Annotated in this window: 16 protein-coding genes; 8 read left to right on the forward strand and 8 right to left on the reverse strand. The window is 43.4% G+C overall.

Features of this window, described 5'->3' with window-relative positions:
- The first annotated feature begins 46 nt into the window (after positions 1-46).
- The 5 genes from bamA (at position 47) to rnhB (ending at position 4,952) form a co-directional block, all read left to right on the forward strand.
- Positions 47-2,518 (forward strand): outer membrane protein assembly factor BamA, encoded by a 2,472-nt coding sequence (bamA, locus tag CRENPOLYSF2_RS16905; protein WP_087145124.1) that lies wholly within the window; start codon positions 47-49, stop codon positions 2,516-2,518.
- 89 nt (positions 2,519-2,607) lie between these two features.
- Positions 2,608-3,114 carry an OmpH/Skp family outer membrane protein gene (locus CRENPOLYSF2_RS16910; RefSeq protein WP_087145125.1) on the forward strand — a complete coding sequence of 169 codons (507 nt, stop codon included), beginning with the start codon at positions 2,608-2,610 and terminating at the stop codon, positions 3,112-3,114.
- Positions 3,115-3,175: 61 nt separating this feature from the next.
- Positions 3,176-3,613, forward strand: a complete 438-nt coding sequence (fabZ, locus tag CRENPOLYSF2_RS16915; protein WP_176371160.1) for a 3-hydroxyacyl-ACP dehydratase FabZ — start codon at positions 3,176-3,178, stop codon at positions 3,611-3,613.
- Positions 3,610-4,380 carry an acyl-ACP--UDP-N-acetylglucosamine O-acyltransferase gene (lpxA, locus tag CRENPOLYSF2_RS16920; RefSeq protein WP_087145127.1) on the forward strand — a complete coding sequence of 257 codons (771 nt, stop codon included), beginning with the start codon at positions 3,610-3,612 and terminating at the stop codon, positions 4,378-4,380. Before fabZ ends, lpxA begins: the two co-directional genes overlap by 4 nt.
- Positions 4,380-4,952: a ribonuclease HII gene (gene rnhB, locus CRENPOLYSF2_RS16925; protein WP_087145128.1), complete on the forward strand. Its 573-nt coding sequence runs from the start codon at positions 4,380-4,382 to the stop codon at positions 4,950-4,952. Before lpxA ends, rnhB begins: the two co-directional genes overlap by 1 nt.
- 43 nt (positions 4,953-4,995) lie before the next feature.
- On the opposite strand, the gene CRENPOLYSF2_RS16930 is transcribed toward rnhB, so the two are convergent.
- The 7 genes from CRENPOLYSF2_RS16930 to glyQ all read right to left on the reverse strand — a co-directional run bounded on the left by CRENPOLYSF2_RS16930 (position 4,996) and on the right by glyQ (position 12,482).
- Positions 4,996-6,240 (reverse strand): hypothetical protein, encoded by a 1,245-nt coding sequence (locus CRENPOLYSF2_RS16930; RefSeq protein ID WP_087145129.1) that lies wholly within the window; start codon positions 6,238-6,240, stop codon positions 4,996-4,998.
- A gap of 199 nt (positions 6,241-6,439) precedes the next feature.
- Positions 6,440-7,195: a lysophospholipid acyltransferase family protein gene (locus CRENPOLYSF2_RS16935; protein WP_245808043.1), complete on the reverse strand. Its 756-nt coding sequence runs from the start codon at positions 7,193-7,195 to the stop codon at positions 6,440-6,442.
- Positions 7,196-7,260: 65 nt separating this feature from the next.
- Complete coding sequence (locus CRENPOLYSF2_RS16940) at positions 7,261-8,025, reverse strand: lysophospholipid acyltransferase family protein (RefSeq protein ID WP_087145130.1); 765 nt, start codon at positions 8,023-8,025, stop codon at positions 7,261-7,263.
- Complete coding sequence (gene gmhB, locus CRENPOLYSF2_RS16945) at positions 7,988-8,533, reverse strand: D-glycero-beta-D-manno-heptose 1,7-bisphosphate 7-phosphatase (RefSeq protein WP_087145131.1); 546 nt, start codon at positions 8,531-8,533, stop codon at positions 7,988-7,990. The genes CRENPOLYSF2_RS16940 and gmhB overlap by 38 nt, the downstream gene beginning before the upstream one ends.
- A 9-nt stretch (positions 8,534-8,542) precedes the next feature.
- The gene (locus CRENPOLYSF2_RS16950) at positions 8,543-9,493 is read right to left on the reverse strand and encodes a hypothetical protein (protein WP_087145132.1); all 951 of its coding nucleotides are present in this window, start codon (positions 9,491-9,493) and stop codon (positions 8,543-8,545) included.
- Positions 9,494-9,496: 3 nt separating this feature from the next.
- Positions 9,497-11,566 carry a glycine--tRNA ligase subunit beta gene (glyS, locus tag CRENPOLYSF2_RS16955; RefSeq protein WP_087145133.1) on the reverse strand — a complete coding sequence of 690 codons (2,070 nt, stop codon included), beginning with the start codon at positions 11,564-11,566 and terminating at the stop codon, positions 9,497-9,499.
- 1 nt (position 11,567) lies between these two features.
- The gene (gene glyQ, locus CRENPOLYSF2_RS16960) at positions 11,568-12,482 is read right to left on the reverse strand and encodes a glycine--tRNA ligase subunit alpha (RefSeq protein WP_087145141.1); all 915 of its coding nucleotides are present in this window, start codon (positions 12,480-12,482) and stop codon (positions 11,568-11,570) included.
- A gap of 219 nt (positions 12,483-12,701) precedes the next feature.
- Between glyQ and CRENPOLYSF2_RS16965 the strand changes: the two genes are divergently transcribed.
- The 3 genes from CRENPOLYSF2_RS16965 (at position 12,702) to CRENPOLYSF2_RS16975 (ending at position 16,252) form a co-directional block, all read left to right on the forward strand.
- A complete protein-coding gene (locus CRENPOLYSF2_RS16965; RefSeq protein ID WP_087145134.1) occupies positions 12,702-15,200 on the forward strand; it encodes a glycogen/starch/alpha-glucan phosphorylase in 2,499 nt (832 codons plus the stop codon).
- Positions 15,200-15,670, forward strand: coding sequence for a tRNA (uridine(34)/cytosine(34)/5-carboxymethylaminomethyluridine(34)-2'-O)-methyltransferase TrmL (gene trmL, locus CRENPOLYSF2_RS16970; RefSeq protein WP_087145135.1), 471 nt, complete (start codon positions 15,200-15,202; stop codon positions 15,668-15,670). Before CRENPOLYSF2_RS16965 ends, trmL begins: the two co-directional genes overlap by 1 nt.
- Before the next feature lie 147 nt (positions 15,671-15,817).
- Positions 15,818-16,252, forward strand: a complete 435-nt coding sequence (locus CRENPOLYSF2_RS16975) for a DUF1499 domain-containing protein (RefSeq protein ID WP_087145142.1) — start codon at positions 15,818-15,820, stop codon at positions 16,250-16,252.
- A gap of 55 nt (positions 16,253-16,307) precedes the next feature.
- Here the strand turns inward: CRENPOLYSF2_RS16975 and CRENPOLYSF2_RS16980 are convergent, their stop codons facing one another.
- Positions 16,308-17,372: an ankyrin repeat domain-containing protein gene (locus CRENPOLYSF2_RS16980; RefSeq protein ID WP_087145136.1), complete on the reverse strand. Its 1,065-nt coding sequence runs from the start codon at positions 17,370-17,372 to the stop codon at positions 16,308-16,310.
- Positions 17,373-17,917 lie beyond the last annotated feature (545 nt).

Below are 17,917 nucleotides of genomic sequence, written 5' to 3' on the forward strand. Positions count from 1 at the left end.
GCCCGTTTCGGGGCTGGAAATCATCTCTTGTTTTTAAATGCCGACTATGAAATCAAATATCTTTGCCCGCGTGTTGCTGCTGTGCTTATTTGTTTCTCAAGCGGTTAAAAGTGAGGACGAATTTTTTGTAAAAGATATTAAAATTAATGGCTTGAAACGCATTTCTCAAGGTGCTGTTTTTAATTATCTGCCGATTAATGTCGGTGAGCGTTTTTCTTTGGAAAATGCGGGGCCGGCGATTAAAGCGTTATTTAAAACCGGTTTTTTTAAAGATGTCGCTTTAGAAAGAGACGGTTCAACCTTAGTTATTAATGTGATTGAGCGTCCATCTATCGCAAAAATTCTCATTGAAGGTAATAAAGACCTCAGCAAAGAGGACTTAACAAAAGCTTTAGATAAAATTGGTTTGTCCGAAGGTAAGGTGTTCGATAGGCAAGTGTTAGATAAAGTACAATTGGAGTTAAATCGCCAATATTTAAGTCACGGTAAGTACGGTTTAAAAATTAAAACCGAAGTGGCTGATCTGACCCGTAATCGCGTGGGGATTAATATTAAAATCTCCGAAGGCCGCGTTACTAAAATTAAGCAAATTAATATTGTAGGTAATACGGTTTTTGATGACAAATTATTACTGAGAAACTTTGAGCTTAGCACGTCTAATTTGTTGTCGTTTTATACTAAAAATGATCAGTATTCCAAGCAAAAACTGTCAGCGGATTTAGAAACTTTACGTTCATATTATTTGGATCGTGGCTATATCAATTTTTCTATAGACTCCACGCAAGTTGCTATTACACCAGATAAAAAAGATATTTACGTGACCATCAACGTCAAGGAAGGCGCGGTGTTTAACGTGGAAAAAGTAAAATTAACCGGTAATTTGGTGGTTAAGCCCGATGAGATGATTAAACTGGTTGGTATTGGCCCTGAGGAAGTATTTTCCAGAAAAGCCGCCACCGAAACTCAAAAAGCCTTGCAAGATCGTTTAGGTGATGAGGGCTATGCGTTTGCTAATGTCAATATGATACCGGAGATTAACGACGTTAAAAAAACGGTGGATATGACATTTTTTGTTGATCCTGGTAAACGTGTTTATGTTCGTAAAATTAACATGAAGGGCAATACTAAAACCCGTGATGAAGTGTTGCGCCGCGAAATGCGTCAGATGGAATCCAGTTGGGCATCTGGTTCAAAAATTGAGCGCTCCAAAACGCGCTTAGAACGTTTGGGTTATTTTGAATCTGTTAATGTGGAAACGCCGCCTGTGCCAGGTACAGCCGATCAGATCGATGTCAATTATACCGTGACTGAAAAAGCCTCAGGTAATTTGTCGGCTGGGGTGGGCTTTTCGCAAACACAAGGGATTGTACTGAATGCCAACGTCTCGCAAGATAACGTGTTTGGGTCGGGTAAGCGGGTTAATGTGGCATTTAATAACAGTAATTACGCTACCAACTATCAATTTGGTTTTTTTAACCCCTACTTTACTCCAGATGGTATTAGTTTGGGTTACAACCTAGGCTATTCAAAACGTAATGCAGGACAAGTCAATATTGCCAATTATTCTACGGATGTGTTTAATGGTGGTGTGGATTTGGGAATTCCGTTAAATGAATTTGATCAGTTACGTTTTGGTTTTGATGTTAAGCACACCACGCTTAAGCTGCCTAATTCGTCTAGCTATGATTGTTTTGGCAGTATCCAGTGCGGTAACAGAGTGTCATCGGAAGCGCTGGGTTATATTGAACCAACATCTGATGATTATATTGATCATGTTACCTTATCAAATACATCCAGAGAAATTAGTGATTTTGTAGGGGAGGAAGGTAATAAATTTTTAACTTTTTCACCTTCGATAGGCTGGACGCATGATACATTAAATCGCGCCATATTTCCTACCAAGGGTGGGCAGCAACGTTTTTCTGCGTTAGCAACTATACCTGGTAGCGATTTACAGTTTTATAAAGTCAGCTATAAACATCAGTTGTATTTGCCTTTGGCAAGGGACTTAACATTAAGGTTACAGGCCGAGATAGCGCACGGTGATGGTTACGGTAATACCAGTGGCTTACCCTTTTTTGAAAACTATTTTGGTGGTGGTACCGGTTCTGTACGCGGTTTTAGGAATAATACTTTGGGGCCTAGAGGGCATATTACTACCGACACACTCAGGCAAGAAAATCCGAATAGTCCGCTTTTAAATAGCTATACGTTTAATTCTAGCCAAACGGGCAGGCCATTAGGTGGCTCAAATAAACTGATTGCCAGTGCGGAATTATTTTTTCCCGTACCGTTTTTTGCTGAGACTAAGTCGGTTCGGTTAGGCACTTTTTTGGATGCGGGTCGTATTCAAAATGGTTTTGGACTTAATAATATGAAATATTCTGCTGGCGTGACCGGCGAATGGCTATCACCATTTGGTGCGCTATCGGTCAGTTTTGCTTACCCTATTAATGCCGATAAAGATCGGGGTGATCAGACGCAGCCGTTTCAATTTAACTTTGGTCAAAACTTTTAAGCAGTGTATATATAGTCACCTGCCTTATCTAATATTTTAAGCTCATCAATCACATTTTAATTTAATTATCTTTGGAGAATCATTTAACAATGAAAACAAAAATTGCTTTATTTTTAGGCTTGGGTTTGGCGCTAACGGCAACTGCCAGTGTTGCTGAGTTAAAAATTGGTGTCGTTAATATCAATGCTGTGCTTGAAAAATCAACACAATTTGAAGAAGCTAAGCGCCGCATGGATCAAAAATTTTTACCGCGTAAAAAACAATTGGAAGCACAGCAAACTGAAATTCAAGGCATGGATGAAAAATTATCCAAAGATGCTTCCGTGATGGGTGATGCGGAACGCCGTAAGATGGAAAAAGAAATTCAAGGTAAAGTACGTGATGCCAAAAGACAGCAACAAGAGTTTATGGAAGACTTTAATGCCAGTCGCAACGAAGAATTAGGCAAAGTACAGCGTCATATTCTTGAGGCTATCCGTGCTATTGCTAAAGATGATAAATTCGATTTATTATTGACAGAAGGTGTTATTTATTCAAATCAAGATATTGATGTGACTGCACAAGTTCAGAAAAAATTGTCTAGTATGCCAAAATAATGGTGGTAGCTTTTTTGTTTTTGAACGCACACATAATACGATAACCCATATGTCTATCAAGCTGGATATTTTACAAATTCAAGCCTTCTTGTCACACCGCTATCCGTTTTTATTAATTGATAGAGTGCTTGAATGTGAGCCAGGAGTACGACTTCTGGGATTAAAAAATGTTACTTACAATGAACCCTATTTTCAAGGTCATTTTCCACAAAAACCTATCATGCCGGGTGTATTGATTCTGGAGGCTTTGGCGCAATCTACCGGATTATTGGCATCGGAGACAGCCGGTGACGAATTGGCTGGAATGATTTATTACTTAGTTGGCATTGATAAGGCTAAATTTAAAAGACCGGTGGTACCCGGTGATCAGTTGATGCTAGAAGCTAAGTTTGTTAAAAGCAAACGCAATATTTGGGCATTTGAATGCCGTGCGGAAGTGGATGGTGAGTTTGTTGCCAGCGCGGAAATTCGCTGTGCTGCCGTGGTACAATCGCTTTGATTCATCCAGCGGCTATCATCAATCGCACTGCTGAATTGGCCAGTGATGTCAGTGTTGGTGCGTTTTCAGTGATAGGCGCTGATGTTGAAATTGGTGCCGGCACTGTGATAGGGCCGCATGTGATCATCAATGGACCTACGCTTATTGGTGAGTATAACCATATTTACCAATTTAGCTCTATTGGTGAAGACCCACAAGATAAAAAATACGATCATGAAATAACCCGATTGGTGATTGGTGATAGAAATATCATTCGTGAGTTTTCTTCTATGCACAGAGGCACGATACAAGATCACAGCGTTACTCACATTGGCAATGACAATCTGTTTATGGCTTATACCCATGTTGCGCATGATTGTGTGATTGGTAATCATGTAATTATGGCCAATGGCGCATCGTTAGCGGGACATGTGCATCTGAATAGCCATGCTATTTTGGGTGGTTTTACTTTAGTGCATCAATTTACCAAGATAGGTCAGTACAGCTTTGCAGCGATGGGCAGTGCGATTACTCAAGACATTCCGCCTTTTGTAATGGTGGGTGGTAAACCGACTAAGCCACACGGTATTAATTCTGTCGGTATGGAGCGCAATGGCATTTCTGCTGAAGATATACGTTTGATTCGTAAAGCTTATAAAATGATTTATAAAATGAATCTGCGTTTAGAAGATGCGATTGATCAAATGGAAGATCTGGCGGGAGATAGCAAAGAATTATCTGATATGGTGAGTTTTCTGCGTAATGTCAGCCGGGGTATTTTGCGCTAGTGGCTACGATTGCAGGTGTTGATGAAGCGGGACGTGGGCCTTTGGCGGGTGCTGTGGTTGCGGCAGCAGTGATCTTAAATCCTCAAAGGCCAATCGTCGGTTTAGCGGATTCTAAAATACTGAGTGAAAATAAGCGTGAAGCCTTGTATTCGCTTATTATTGATTGCACGTTAAGTTGGTGTATTGCTTCAGCCAGTGTTGAGGAAATTGATGAGCTTAATATCTTGCAAGCTACTTTATTGGCTATGCAACGCGCGGTACACGGCTTGTCTATTCAACCGGATGAAGTGCTGGTGGATGGTAATCGGCTGCCCAGGTTGTCTATGCCGGCTCAGGCAATTGTTAAAGGTGATAGTAAGATTCAGGCTATCAGTGCCGCGTCTATTTTAGCCAAAGTAACGCGGGATAGAATGATGGTGGATTGCCATAAAGCTTATCCTGATTTTGCTTTTCATTTGCATAAAGGTTATGGCACTAAGCACCATTTGGCGGAGCTTGAGCAGTTTGGTTATTTGCCAGTACACCGGAAAACCTTTGCGCCAATCAAGCATATGTTGGGTGCGCAGAAATGAACGATACCATAGTTTTCATTATGCTCGATTCATCTTATCAAATTTAATCGTCCACTAATTCCGTCCAGCTACAACGTTCTTTAATCAGCTTGCTGGTTCTCACATTACCAATTCCCTTGGCAATTAAGGCAATGACGCGGTCGTCTTTGCCATAACCAACGTGGGCGCTTAACGGGTTGGCCAATTTTCCCAGGCCAAACGCATCAAAAATACTGGCGACGTTGATATTAACGTTGGTCACGTCTATACACAATCTTGAATCCATGTATTTTTCGGTAAAGCCTTGCGGGATGGCGTAGCTGAGCAAATCGTTTGGGTCGCTGAAGGCAATGATTGGGGTTTTTTTCAGCATCCGCAGAGGGTATTTAGCGCCATTTGTTTGGCAATACGCCGCTTTCTGGTCGCTGATGTCCGGCAGTTTTCGTCCTAATTGCAACATAGGCAATTGGTTGGACATCATGTAAATCGGAATTTCCTTGTTTTGCAGCGCTTCACGGAAATCGGCATCTCGATCCGGCAATATCGTTGCAATGCGCTGCATGCCATCAATGGTAATACGGCTGCCCAGGCTGTGCGAGACAATCGCGTATTGGTCGTTGCGGATATTATCGGCTGCACCGTCATCATTAAACGAACAGGCAGCGCTGATACCGGTGGGTAGGCTATCCCAGCGGCTTTTGGTCATCCAGCAAAATGATTGCGTGAACGATTTTAAAATATCGCTTCGGCTTTCACCTAAATAAATAATAGGATCGGGGCCGGTATCGTTGGAAAACTTTTTCATCATGTCGTTAATGGCCGCTCGGCGGAAAGAATATTCCCCTGAGTTGTCATAAGCCAGCACTTCTTTTTGTCTGGCAGTAATTGCCGACCACGTCAGTTCATAGAACAACAATTCTTTATTGCGGTCTTTACTGAGCAAGCGTGAAATTTTTAAGTTACCCAGATTTTTACGGGTATCGTTGCGGTCGGTTAGGGTGATGTTTTTTTGTTGACTGGACATGACCGGTAAATTGAGTTCACGTCCTAGCTTTTCTAAAAACTCAGTTGCATAACCAGGCAAATGGTCGCCCACACCATGTATCATCAGCACTTTCATCTTGCCGTGTCTGCTGTCTAAATGCGGCGCAAGGCCAGCAAATGCTTTGCCCCAAATTTCACAGACACGGGTATCTTCGGATCGCTGTTTTTCCAATACGGTTTCAACAATGCTTTTGCCAAAACTGGCACAGCCTGATAAATGGCTAATGCTGAGTGCTAATAACAAAGGCTTAATAAGCTGTTTCATGATTTTATGATGTGAATTTTGGGTTATCAACTTAAACGGGGACAAAGTGTAGGTTGGGTTGAACGCTTTTCTCAACCCAACATGACCAAGACGTTATTTATATTGGGCTGTCAAACAGTAGGCAGCCCAACTTACTTGAGCATTATTATTGTTGTCCCGTGTTAAGTGCGTAGCCGAATTTTTAGAGCCAACATAATAATTATGCGTTGATTTCTTGTAAGTTTTGGCGAATCCAGGCTTCGGTTTCGGCATTAATATCAGTGGCTTTACGGCCTTGGGTTTCAATGATGGGGCCAATTTTGACTTTAATAACACCAGGGTATTTATAAAAACTGTAGCGTGGCCAAAAATTTCCGGCATTATGGACGATGGGAAGAATAGGACAAGCGGTTTGTTGTGCCAGCAACGCCGCGCCAGCGGTAAATTTACCCACTGTTTTAGGTGCAGCACGCGTGCCTTCTGGAAAAACAAGTAGCCATAAGCCATTATTTAAACGCTGTGCGCCTTGCTCTAATAAGGCGCGTAATGATGCGCGTTGTTTTTTTCGGTTAATAATGATGAACTTAAGCGTGAGTAAAGACCAGCCCCAAACCGGTAATAGCAATAATTCACGCTTGATAACGACAGAATGGGGTGGTAAAAGACACCATAAGGCCACTGATTCCCAGGCAGATTGATGATTACTGATGACGATGGTGGGTCGTTGTGTATTCAGATTTTCTAAGCCTTCTACGGTATAAGTGAGTCCGCAAAAAATACGCAGCATCCATAAAATAAGAAAACACCAGGCACGGCCGATATACCAGCGAAATTGATAAGATACCATACCCCCTCCGATAAGTAACACGCCGATAATAATGGACGTTATAAATATGCCAATAAACAGCGAGGTTGAGCCTAACAGGTTTTTGGGTCTCGTGTCTTCTGGGGACGCTGGAGGTGTAGATGGCATCATATTAACTTATTAAAAATACTGCAATTAGGGTCAGAAAGAGGTGTATTGATTTTTTTCCATCATGGCTAGTCGGGTGATGATGCGGTGATGTTTTGTAAATTGCGGCGTATCCACGCTTCTGCCTCGGCGTTGATGTCTTGGGCTTTGCGATTTTTGGTTTCAATCATTGTGCCAATTTTTACTTTAATAACCCCAGGGTATTTATAAAAACTGTAACGTGGCCAAAAATCACCGGCATTATGAACCAGTGGAATAACCGGATAGCCGGTTTTTTGTGCGAGCATAGCGCCGCCGATATTAAATTTATTAACTGTACCAGGGGCAGAGCGCGTACCTTCTGGAAAAATTAATACACTCAGGCCTTCGTTTAGGTAACGCGTGCCTTGTTCCAGTAAAGACTTTAACGAAGCCCGTTGGTTTTTGCGGTTAATGACGATGGATTTGAGCGTCAGTAAAGACCAGCCCCAGATAGGAAAGTACAGTAATTCTTTTTTGATAACCACAGAGTGCGGCGGTAAAAATACTCGCAAGGCCAAGGTTTCCCAAGCGGATTGGTGATTGCTAAAAAAGATGACCGGTTGTTTGGGATCAATATTTTCCAAGCCTTCCACTTCAAAGCTAAGACCGCAACATACACGAGTAAACCAGCCGATAATCAGACACCACAGTCTTCCGATATACCACCTATAGGCGAAATTAAAAATAAGTCCTGTAATCAATAAGATGCCAATGACCGTAGCGGTTGTAAAAATACCGATAAACAGTAGGATTGAACCGATTAGATTTTTGGGTCTAAAATCTTCTTGTGCTGAGGTGTCTTGCTGCGTCATATAAATTATCAAAAATTCCAATGTTAAGGTCAGGATGATGTGCCAGGGTTGTTACACCCTTGCCAGTTTTTACTAAAATCGGTGTCGCCCCTGCCGCGTAGGCTGCTTGAATGTCACGGTAAGAGTCGCCGATAAACACGGTGTCTTTCAGGTCGATTTGTTTTTCTTGTGCGAATTGCTCCAATAAGCCAGGTTTGGGTTTTCGGCACGGGCAACCACTGTCTGGTCCGTGTGGGCAGATATAAATCACATCAATATGCCCGCCTTTTTCAATGGCCATCCGCTGCATTTTGGTATGGATGGCTTGCAGGGTGTTGTTGTCTAATAAACCACGCGCTATGCCGGATTGGTTGGTGATAACTACCACCTTAAACCCGTGTTGATTAAGCAGGGCAATGGCTTCTAAGCTACCGGCTATCGGCAGCCATTCGTCTGGCGATTTAATGAAGTGGTCGGAATCTTCGTTAATGACACCGTCACGGTCTAACAAAATGTAAGGCTGTGGCATGGTGGATTCTTAATCCCACGGATCGTAATTGGGCCGCGTATCTGCCGAATTATCACCGTCTTCGTAGATGGGTTGATTGGGGTCTTCGCTGGCAATGGGTATTAAGGCATCATGGCTTGGGTGCTTTAGCAGGGCTTGTTTAATTTTTTGGGTGACGACATGGGCAAATGCGTCAGCTGTATAGGGTTTTTTATCTTTCGGTGCTAGGTTAGCATCATCAAATAAAATTTTTCCAGTGCGGTCAATCCAAATCGCCGGTGTTTTCTGAAAATTGAGCACATCAATGCCTTGCTCTGTACTGACGCTTGCTTGCTGCGTCTTTCGATCAATACCAACCATGAGGATAACATGGTCGCCTTTTTTTAAACGGGGTGCTGTATTGGAACGACGGGATGGTTGAAGGAGTAGTTCATTGCCGTCATTGAGGCGTAGAATGACTTTACTGTTTTTATTGATAGCGTATTTTTTGGCAGCTTGCTGGAACGTCTTGTCTACTTGAAGGTTGTAGAAAAAATGATTGGCTGAACCGGTGTAAGTGTAGATGAGCGTGTCTTGATTATTCTTTCTGAGGAAAAAATCCACGCGTTTACTGGATTGGAAGCTGTCTTCTATCGCCGTATCGCTAAGACCTTTAGTGTGTAGCGTTAAGGTATTGCTGTTATCTATGAGGCTACCTTTTATGATACGTGCAATCTCAAAGCTAAAAAAACTATACGGTTGTTCAATTTGTTTGGGTTGGGTTGTGTGTGATAGGCGTACGGTGATATCGGTTACCGTGCCTTCAAAAATGAGCTGGGCATTGTTTACTTGTTTCGATAAGATATTGGCTTGATAAATATTAATGCTTTGCAGCGGGTAGTCTGTTGCGTGGGCATTTCCAAAGCCAAAATACAATAGAGCGGCACACAGGCCAAACAGCCGGTGTGCTTTGTGTAGGTTTTTTTCAGGCGTTGCCAACATTAATTACGATTGCAATTTAGCAATATCCGCACACGTTAAAAACTGTTCAGACAGCATTGACAGCAACCCTAGGCGTTTGGCACGTAACGCTAAATCATCTGTCATTACCATCACGTTATCAAAAAAAGCATCCACTGGTTCTTTCAGTTGTGACAAACGATCCAGCGTGGCTTGGTAATCCTGCTTGGCCAATAGGGGGGCAATATCACTGGCGGCCGCTTGTGCGGCGACCAGTAATTGTTGCTCGACAGCTTCCGGCAACCCAATCAGATTGTCAGTGATGGCGGCATCGGATTTTTTCAGGATATTGCGGATACGTTTGTTGGCAGCGGCCAGGCTTTCCGCTTCTGGCCGTAGCCGGAATGCTTGCACGGCTTGTAAGCGCTGCATAAAATCCAAGGGTTCAGTAGGATTCACTGCGCTGACTGCATCGAATTCATCGGCAGTGTAATCTTGATCCAAACAATAGCCTTTCAAGCGATCAAATATGAAGGTGATTACCGCACTTTGGGTGTCGGCTCGCACAAAGCTGTGTGTGTACAAGCCCAGAGAAAAATCGCATAATTCAGGGATATTTAGTACCAGCTTGTTTTCAATAATCGTCCGTAATACCCCTAAAGCGGCACGCCGTAACGCATACGGGTCTTTGTCACCAGTGGGAATTAAACTGGCACTGAAAATGCCGGTCAAGGTGTCAATTTTTTCAGCAATGGCAATAATTTGCCCGATTTGACTGCTAGCAGTCGGGCTGCCGGATTGTTTGGGGAAATAATGCTCTTCAATCGCAAAGGCAACTTCTTTGGGTTCGTTATCTGCCAGGGCGTAATAGCGTCCCATAATGCCTTGCAGGTTGCCAAATTCGCCGACCATATTGGTCATTAAATCGGCTTTGGCCAGTAGTGCGGCACGTTTGGCCAGTGCAACATCGGCATTGAGTTTGTTAGCAATGAATTCAGCCAGTTTGCTGACACGCTCGGATTTTTCCGCCACCGTCCCCAGTTTTTCTTGGAACACCACGTTAGACAAGCTGGCAACATGATCCGCTAGGCTTGATTTGCGATCTTGATTCCAGAAAAATTCTGCATCGGTCAGGCGCGGGGTAATTACCCGTTCGTTGCCTTGCTGGATGGATTCGGGACGGGTGCTTTCAATATTGCTGAAGGTGATGAAGTAAGGTCGCAAGCTTCCGTCGGTATTTTTGACCGGAAAATATTTCTGGTTGGTTTGCATGGTGGTAATCAATACTTCGGCGGGTAACGCCAAAAAGCGCGGGTCAAACGTGCCAGTAATGGGTACGGGCCATTCGTTTAGCGCGGCAATTTCTTCCAGCAAATCTTCTTCTATATGGGCAATGCCGCCTACCGCACTGGCGGCTTTTTGCGCGGCGTTTTTAATAATGGCTTTACGCAGCCCCACTTCAGCAATCACTTTACCGTGTTTGTACAAGGTATCGGCATACAGCGCAGCATTGCTAATAACGATTTGTTGTGGTGCGTGAAAACGGTGGCCTTGAGTAGTCAAGCCGGTTTTTAAGCCTAAAATGTCGGTGTTGATGACCGCATCGCCATACGACAATACCGCCCAGTGTACCGGTCTTACAAATTCTGTCGTTGAGTTGCCCCAGCGCATCCGCTTGGCAATAGGCAGCGCTGCTATGCTCTGGCGGATAATGTCGGGAATCAGGTTTTCGGTGGCCTGACCCTTGACGACTTCGGTAAAGCTCAGCCATTCGCCTTTGTCGGTTTTTAAGCGCCCCAGTTGCTCGAAGCGGGTGTTGCAGCTTACTGCAAAACCAAGCGCGGCTTTGCTGGGTGTGCCGTCTGGTGCAAACGCAGCTTGAATGGCGGGGCCGCGTTTTTCCACGGTTTTGTCCGGTTGCGTGGCCGACAGGTTTTCTATAAACACCGCCAAGCGTCTGGGTGTGGCATAGGCTTTGCTGGTGGTAAAGTTGAGTTCAGCGGCAGTTAGGCTGTGTAAAATGCTCTCTAGTAAGGCGTTGCTGAGTTTTAGCAAAGTTTTGGGCGGCAGTTCTTCTGAGCCTAATTCAAATAATAAGTGTTTGCTGGTCGTCATTTTAGTTTTCCTGCGTGTTCAGCATGGGGAAGCCTAGCGATTCTCGCCGCGCATAATACGCTTCAGCCACGGCACGGGACAAGGTCCTAACCCGTAAAATATAACGCTGGCGCTCGGTAACCGAAATGGCATGACGCGCATCCAGCAAATTAAAGGTGTGCGAGGCTTTTAGCACCATTTCGTAAGCTGGTAACGGCAGGTTGAGTTCAATCAGTTTTTGGCACTCTTGTTCGTAGGTATCAAAACAGGAGAATAAAAACGGCACATTGGCATGGTCAAAATTAAACGCCGACATTTCCACTTCGTTTTGGTGGAAGACATCGCCGTAGGTGACGACACCGTGACGGGTTTTTGTCCACACCAGATCATAAACGCTTTTAACGCCTTGCAAGTACATAGCCAGACGTTCTAAGCCGTAAGTGATTTCACCGGTTACAGGACGGCACTCTAAGCCACCGACTTGCTGAAAATAAGTAAACTGGGTGACTTCCATGCCGTTGAGCCACACTTCCCAGCCCAGACCCCAAGCACCCAGGGTAGGTGATTCCCAGTTGTCTTCGACAAAGCGGATATCATGTTCCAGCAGATCAAATCCCAAATGCCGTAGCGAACCTAAATAGAGTTCTTGAATATTATCAGGCGAAGGCTTGAGCATGACCTGATACTGGTAGTAATGTTGTAAACGGTTAGGGTTTTCACCAAAGCGGCCATCAGTAGGGCGGCGTGAGGGTTGTACATAAGCGGTATTCCATGGCTCAGGGCCGATGGCGCGTAAAAAAGTGGCGGGATGGAAGGTTCCAGCCCCCACTTCCTGATCTAAAGGTTGTAATAAAATACAGCCTTGATGTGACCAGTATTCTTGTAAGGCTAGAATAAGTCCTTGAAAAGTAGATGAATCGTTGTTGGCACTCGGCACGGCAATCACACTTGTTTGGCAAATAAATTGGAGGCAATTATAGCGTAAATACCTCAATGGATGTTTTAAAAGTCTGTGCCTAATGCGGCGAGACCGGTGAATAATCAGTTTTAGCGTAACTGAAATGTTATTGGTAGATTAAGTACAATAATATTGAGTAAGTCGGTAAAATAGCATTATTATTACCAATTATTAGCTTTCTTTGAGAATTAAACCGATATGACAGATAAATCGCCTAAAAAAACAATATTAAAATCTAAAGTGACTCCCTTACCGCCTTTAGGTATGGAATCTAAGCACTTAGTCAGTGATTTCAAGCGTAATTACAATTACCGCTTGGGTCGAGATGAACAAAGTCAATCGCCTTTTTACGCTTACGAGGCTTTATCATTTGCTGTCAATGATCGCTTAATTGAACGCTGGAAAAAAACCCATAACGCGTATGAAAGAGCAGATTGCAAAAAGGCTTATTATTTGTCGATGGAGTTTTTAATGGGGCGCACTTTAAGCAATGCTATGCTTAATTTGGGTGTTGATGACGTGGCGAACAAGGCCATGTATAAAGTTGGCTTGGAAATGGAAGAGTTGTTGGAAAGCGAGCCTGATGCCGGTTTAGGTAATGGTGGTTTAGGACGTTTAGCGGCGTGTTTTATTGATAGTTGCGCCACTTTGCGTTTACCGGTAACTGGCTATGGGTTACGTTATGAGTACGGTATGTTTTCTCAGCAAATTGTTAACGGTGAGCAAATCGAAAAACCTGATCATTGGTTACGTAATGGCAATATTTGGGAGCTTGAGCGTCCTGAATACACGCAGCGCATTAAATTTGGTGGTCGTACCGAAACCCACACCGATGAGCAAGGTAATACCTGTGTCTGTTGGGTTGATACCCACGATATACTGGCTGTGCCTTATGACACGCCGATTCCAGGTTATCGTAACGGTACAGTCAATACCTTACGATTATGGAAAGCGCAAGCTACCGAAGAATTTGATTTGGCCGAGTTTAACGCAGGTGACTACGCCGAGGCGGTTGCGGCTAAAAATACCGCTGAAAATATCACCATGGTGTTATACCCAAATGATGCTAATGAAAACGGTAAAGCCTTACGTTTGCGTCAGCAATATTTGTTAGCGTCTGCTAGTTTACAGGATGTGATCGCTAATTGGGTGAGTGGGCATGGTAATGATTTTTCTCAGTTTGCTGCTAAAAATTGTTTCCAATTAAACGACACCCATCCCAGTATCTCCGTTGCAGAATTAATGCGCTTGTTAATTGACGGACAAGGATTAAGCTGGGACGATGCCTGGAAAATTACTTGTAGCACAATGGCGTATACCAATCATACTTTGCTGCCAGAAGCTTTGGAACGCTGGTCGGTTAATTTATTCCGGCAGTTATTGCCCCGTCTCATGGAGATTATCTTTGAGATTAATGCGAATTTCTTGGAAGAAGTGTCCGCGCATTGGCCGGGTGATCATGAGCGTTTAGCGCGGATGTCGCTGGTTGAAGAAGGTCATGAACAACATTTTAGAATGGCGTATTTGGCCATTGTGGGCAGTTATTCGGTTAATGGTGTGGCGGCGCTGCATTCCAAATTGTTACAACAAGGCTTGTTCCGTGATTTTTATGAGTTGTGGCCAGAAAAATTCAACAATAAAACCAATGGGGTTACACCACGGCGCTGGTTGGCGGGCTGCAATCCAGAATTAGCCAGTTTGATTACTGACACCATAGGTGATGGCTGGATAACCGATTTGTCATTACTGAAAAAATTGGAAGCTTTTGCCGACGATCAAGACTTTCATAAGCGCTGGCAAGATGTACAGCAAAATGCCAAACAACGTTTGGTGGATTACAAAAAAATCGAGCATGGGATTGAGTTAAACGTAGATGCTTTGTTTGATGTGCAGGTTAAGCGCATCCATGAATACAAGCGCCAATTACTTAACGTATTGCATGTTATTCACTTGTATGATCGCATTAAACGTGGCGATACCGTTAATTGGACAGATCGCTGTGTGTTGATTGGTGGCAAGGCTGCACCAGGCTATTTTATGGCCAAGCGTATTATCAAGTTTATTAATAACGTTGCTCATGTGATCAATAACGACCCTGAGGTGGGTAGTAAATTAAAGCTGATTTTTTTAGCTAATTACCGCGTGTCGGCGATGGAAAAAATTTGCCCTGGTGCGGATTTGTCTGAGCAGATTTCTACCGCAGGCAAAGAAGCCTCTGGCACGGGCAATATGAAGTTTATGATGAATGGTGCGATGACGATTGGTACGCTAGACGGTGCGAATATCGAAATGCGTGAAGAAGTCGGCGATGATAATTTCTTTTTGTTTGGTCTGACTGAAGAGCAAGTGCAAGCGCAGAGCCAGCACTACGATCCGGTTGTTATTATTAACCAAGATGACGATTTACAGCGTGTAATGAATCTGATTGAGTGCGGGCATTTTAATCAGTTTGAACCAGGAATGTTTGATGTGATTAAAGATTCACTGAAAAATCCGCACGATCCGTGGATGACGATTGCCGATTTCCGTAGCTTTGTTGATGCGCAAAAACGTGTTGAAGTGGCGTATCAAGATAAACAGCGGTGGACGCGGATGAGCATTTTAAATTGTGCCGCCAGTGGTAAGTTTTCTACCGATCGTACCATCAGTGATTACAACAATGATATCTGGAAATTGACACCGGTTAACGTTAACTGATGCTGCATGTTGTTTTGTATGAGCCAGAAATTCCAGCTAACACGGGCAATATTATCCGGTTGTGTGCTAATGCAGGGGCGCAGTTACATTTGATTAAACCGTTGGGGTTTGAGCTGGATGATAAGCGTTTGCGCCGTGCGGGTCTTGATTACCATGAATGGGTTTGTGTGAAACAACACGCTTCACTGGCAAGTTTTATTGCCAGTGAAGCGCCGCAGCGCTTGTTTGCTTTAACTACCAAAGGCCAACACCTTGTTAGCGATACACTGTTTCAGCAGGGTGATGCGTTGTTGTTTGGCCCTGAAACGCGCGGCTTACCTGCTGAGGTGTTGGCAGGTATCGGTACAGATAACTGTTTGTATTTACCGATGCGGGCGGAAAGTCGCAGCTTGAATTTATCCAACACGGTGGCTATTGTTTTGTACGAGGCGTGGCGGCAAATTGAATTTGTGGGCGCATTGCTAAAATAACCCAGCGGTAAGGATAGCATTGAACCTACAGTCTGGCTGGCGGTCAGTTGTAATGCTATTTTCTAGTTAGCGTCGTTGATTACTTAAAGAGTGTTCCGATGCCTGGATTTTCAATGCAATGAACGATTATCTGTGTATGACATGTTTATGAAATTTAAATTAATTATTTTTATGGCTCTTATTATGACAACTCAAGCCAATGCATCGGCAGTGCTTAAATTGCCGCCGTGTGTCAATAGTCCTAATTGTGTGTCGAGTCAGGCGAATCCATTGGATGAACGGCATTATATTGCGCCGTTTAAAATCAGTGGTACGCCAGCAGCGGCTTGGTTAGCGTTAAGAAAAGCTATACAAAAGCAAGATCGCACCACCATTACTCACGATACCGATACCAGTTTACACGCGACAGCGGTCAGCTTGGTTTTTAGTTTTGTTGATGATGTGGATATTATTTTGGATGTTAATGCAGGATTAATTCATATTCGCTCGGCATCGCGGGTAGGGCACAGCGACTTTGGTGTTAATCGCAGACGGATTGAAGCGCTGCGAACACAATTACGTAAGGCTAATGTTGTCGAGTGATTAACAACTGTATTGGGCTAATACGTAGCAATAGTAGGTAATATTGAGTACACGCTTAAGACAGATGTTTGGATTTAAGCAGTAATTTTATTATATGCTTGTGGCCATTTTTAGTTGATGCCATTAATGCTGTTTGGCCATGACTGTTTTTAATATTGGCCGGTACGCCGCTGGCAATTAATAATCTAACTGTCCGAAGATTGCCTTTTTCTGCGGCTTCTACCAAGGCATCTCCACTTAACTCAATGCCTAATCGAGATAAGTTTAAGTGACTAGCGGCTCTGTCGCGTGCTGCTGCTTCTTGTGCGTCGATGATGGGCTGTAGCGGCCCAGAGATTTTAGTGTCATTAATTCGAGACAGTTTGCGTTTGTTGGGTTGTAAATAATTTTGTTTGGCCAACGCAAGTTGTTTTTGCAAATTGTCTGGATGGTGCTGATACAAATGATGGGCTTTAGGGTTTGGTAATATTTTATTCGGTGAAGCTGTTTGTACTAAAATGGGCTTAGTAACAGCTTTTTGTTTAAGTGCGTGCTGAATCGTGAGATCAATATTTTTAGCCGCTGTTAAGATAACAGGCTTTTCATTAGAGGGCTTGTTATTTTTTTGTAACGTGTTGGCTGATTTTTCTCCTACTGAAAGCTGTTTGTGATCGGTTTTGTGTGTGTGGTATACACTATTTTTAGTGGGTGTCGGGCTAGAATCGAGTTGCGTTTTAGTAATGACCGGTTTTTTCGCTGCGGTGGCAGACAGCATAAGTGCTGGTTTGAGTTGTGTTACGGTAGTGGATTTTATTAAAGGCTTTTCTTGTGTTGCTTGTGCATAAGTTGTCGTTTTTTCAGTGCTGTGCATTTCAGAGTGAAGAACAGTAGTGTTATGTACATATTTAGGTGAGGACTTTTCGCTATTCATTGTCCATATTCCGCCTATGCCTAGCATGAGCGTAACTAAGCTTGCAGGCAGTATTTTTTGCAGGGCGTTAAATTCTTTAGGTGCACAAATATTAAGTTTTAGATGACAGTCGTGGCATTCAAACTTTTTATTATCTTCAATAATCAGTATCTCGTTAGTGCTTGCTTTATTACAAAGACCAACATTTGTACATTTTCCGTAAAGTGGCATCTAATCTCCTGTCTTTTCAATTAATGGCTTATTTACCGACAGTGACTACTGTGTGGCTGTAATTGTTCATTTTGGCTCTGTTTATAATAGCAATATTTCAGCGTTTTATGGTTTATTGTTTGGCAGAAAAAATGTTTTTATTTGAAAAATGGTTATCCACTAAAAATGGGGCAGGGTGTAATAGTGCGGGCGTAGCTTGGGGCAACTGACTACCAGTATTTAGTCAACTTTATTTTGTTGGGTGTTGCAAGGTTCTTGTCGGGTGGTTTCGCCGCCAGCAAACCGCCAATCAACACGTATACCCATGTGTTACAGCGTTTTCACAGTTCAATAGTTACAGCGTAACCGTTCGTGCTGAGCTTGTCGAAGTGTGCCGTTCATGCTTCGACCCGACATTCCGCACCCCCCCTACCCAGAATTTGCATATAATTTAACATACCGATTTCCAAGCAAGTTAATCAGTTGATGGTGATATTCATTGCAGTTCAGTATGACTTCCCGACAACTATCGACTAGCAGGACATGGATACCGGTAAAGAACTGGA

This window comes from Crenothrix polyspora, assembly GCF_900163755.1.
Classification (GTDB): Bacteria; Pseudomonadota; Gammaproteobacteria; order Methylococcales; family Methylomonadaceae; genus Crenothrix; species Crenothrix polyspora.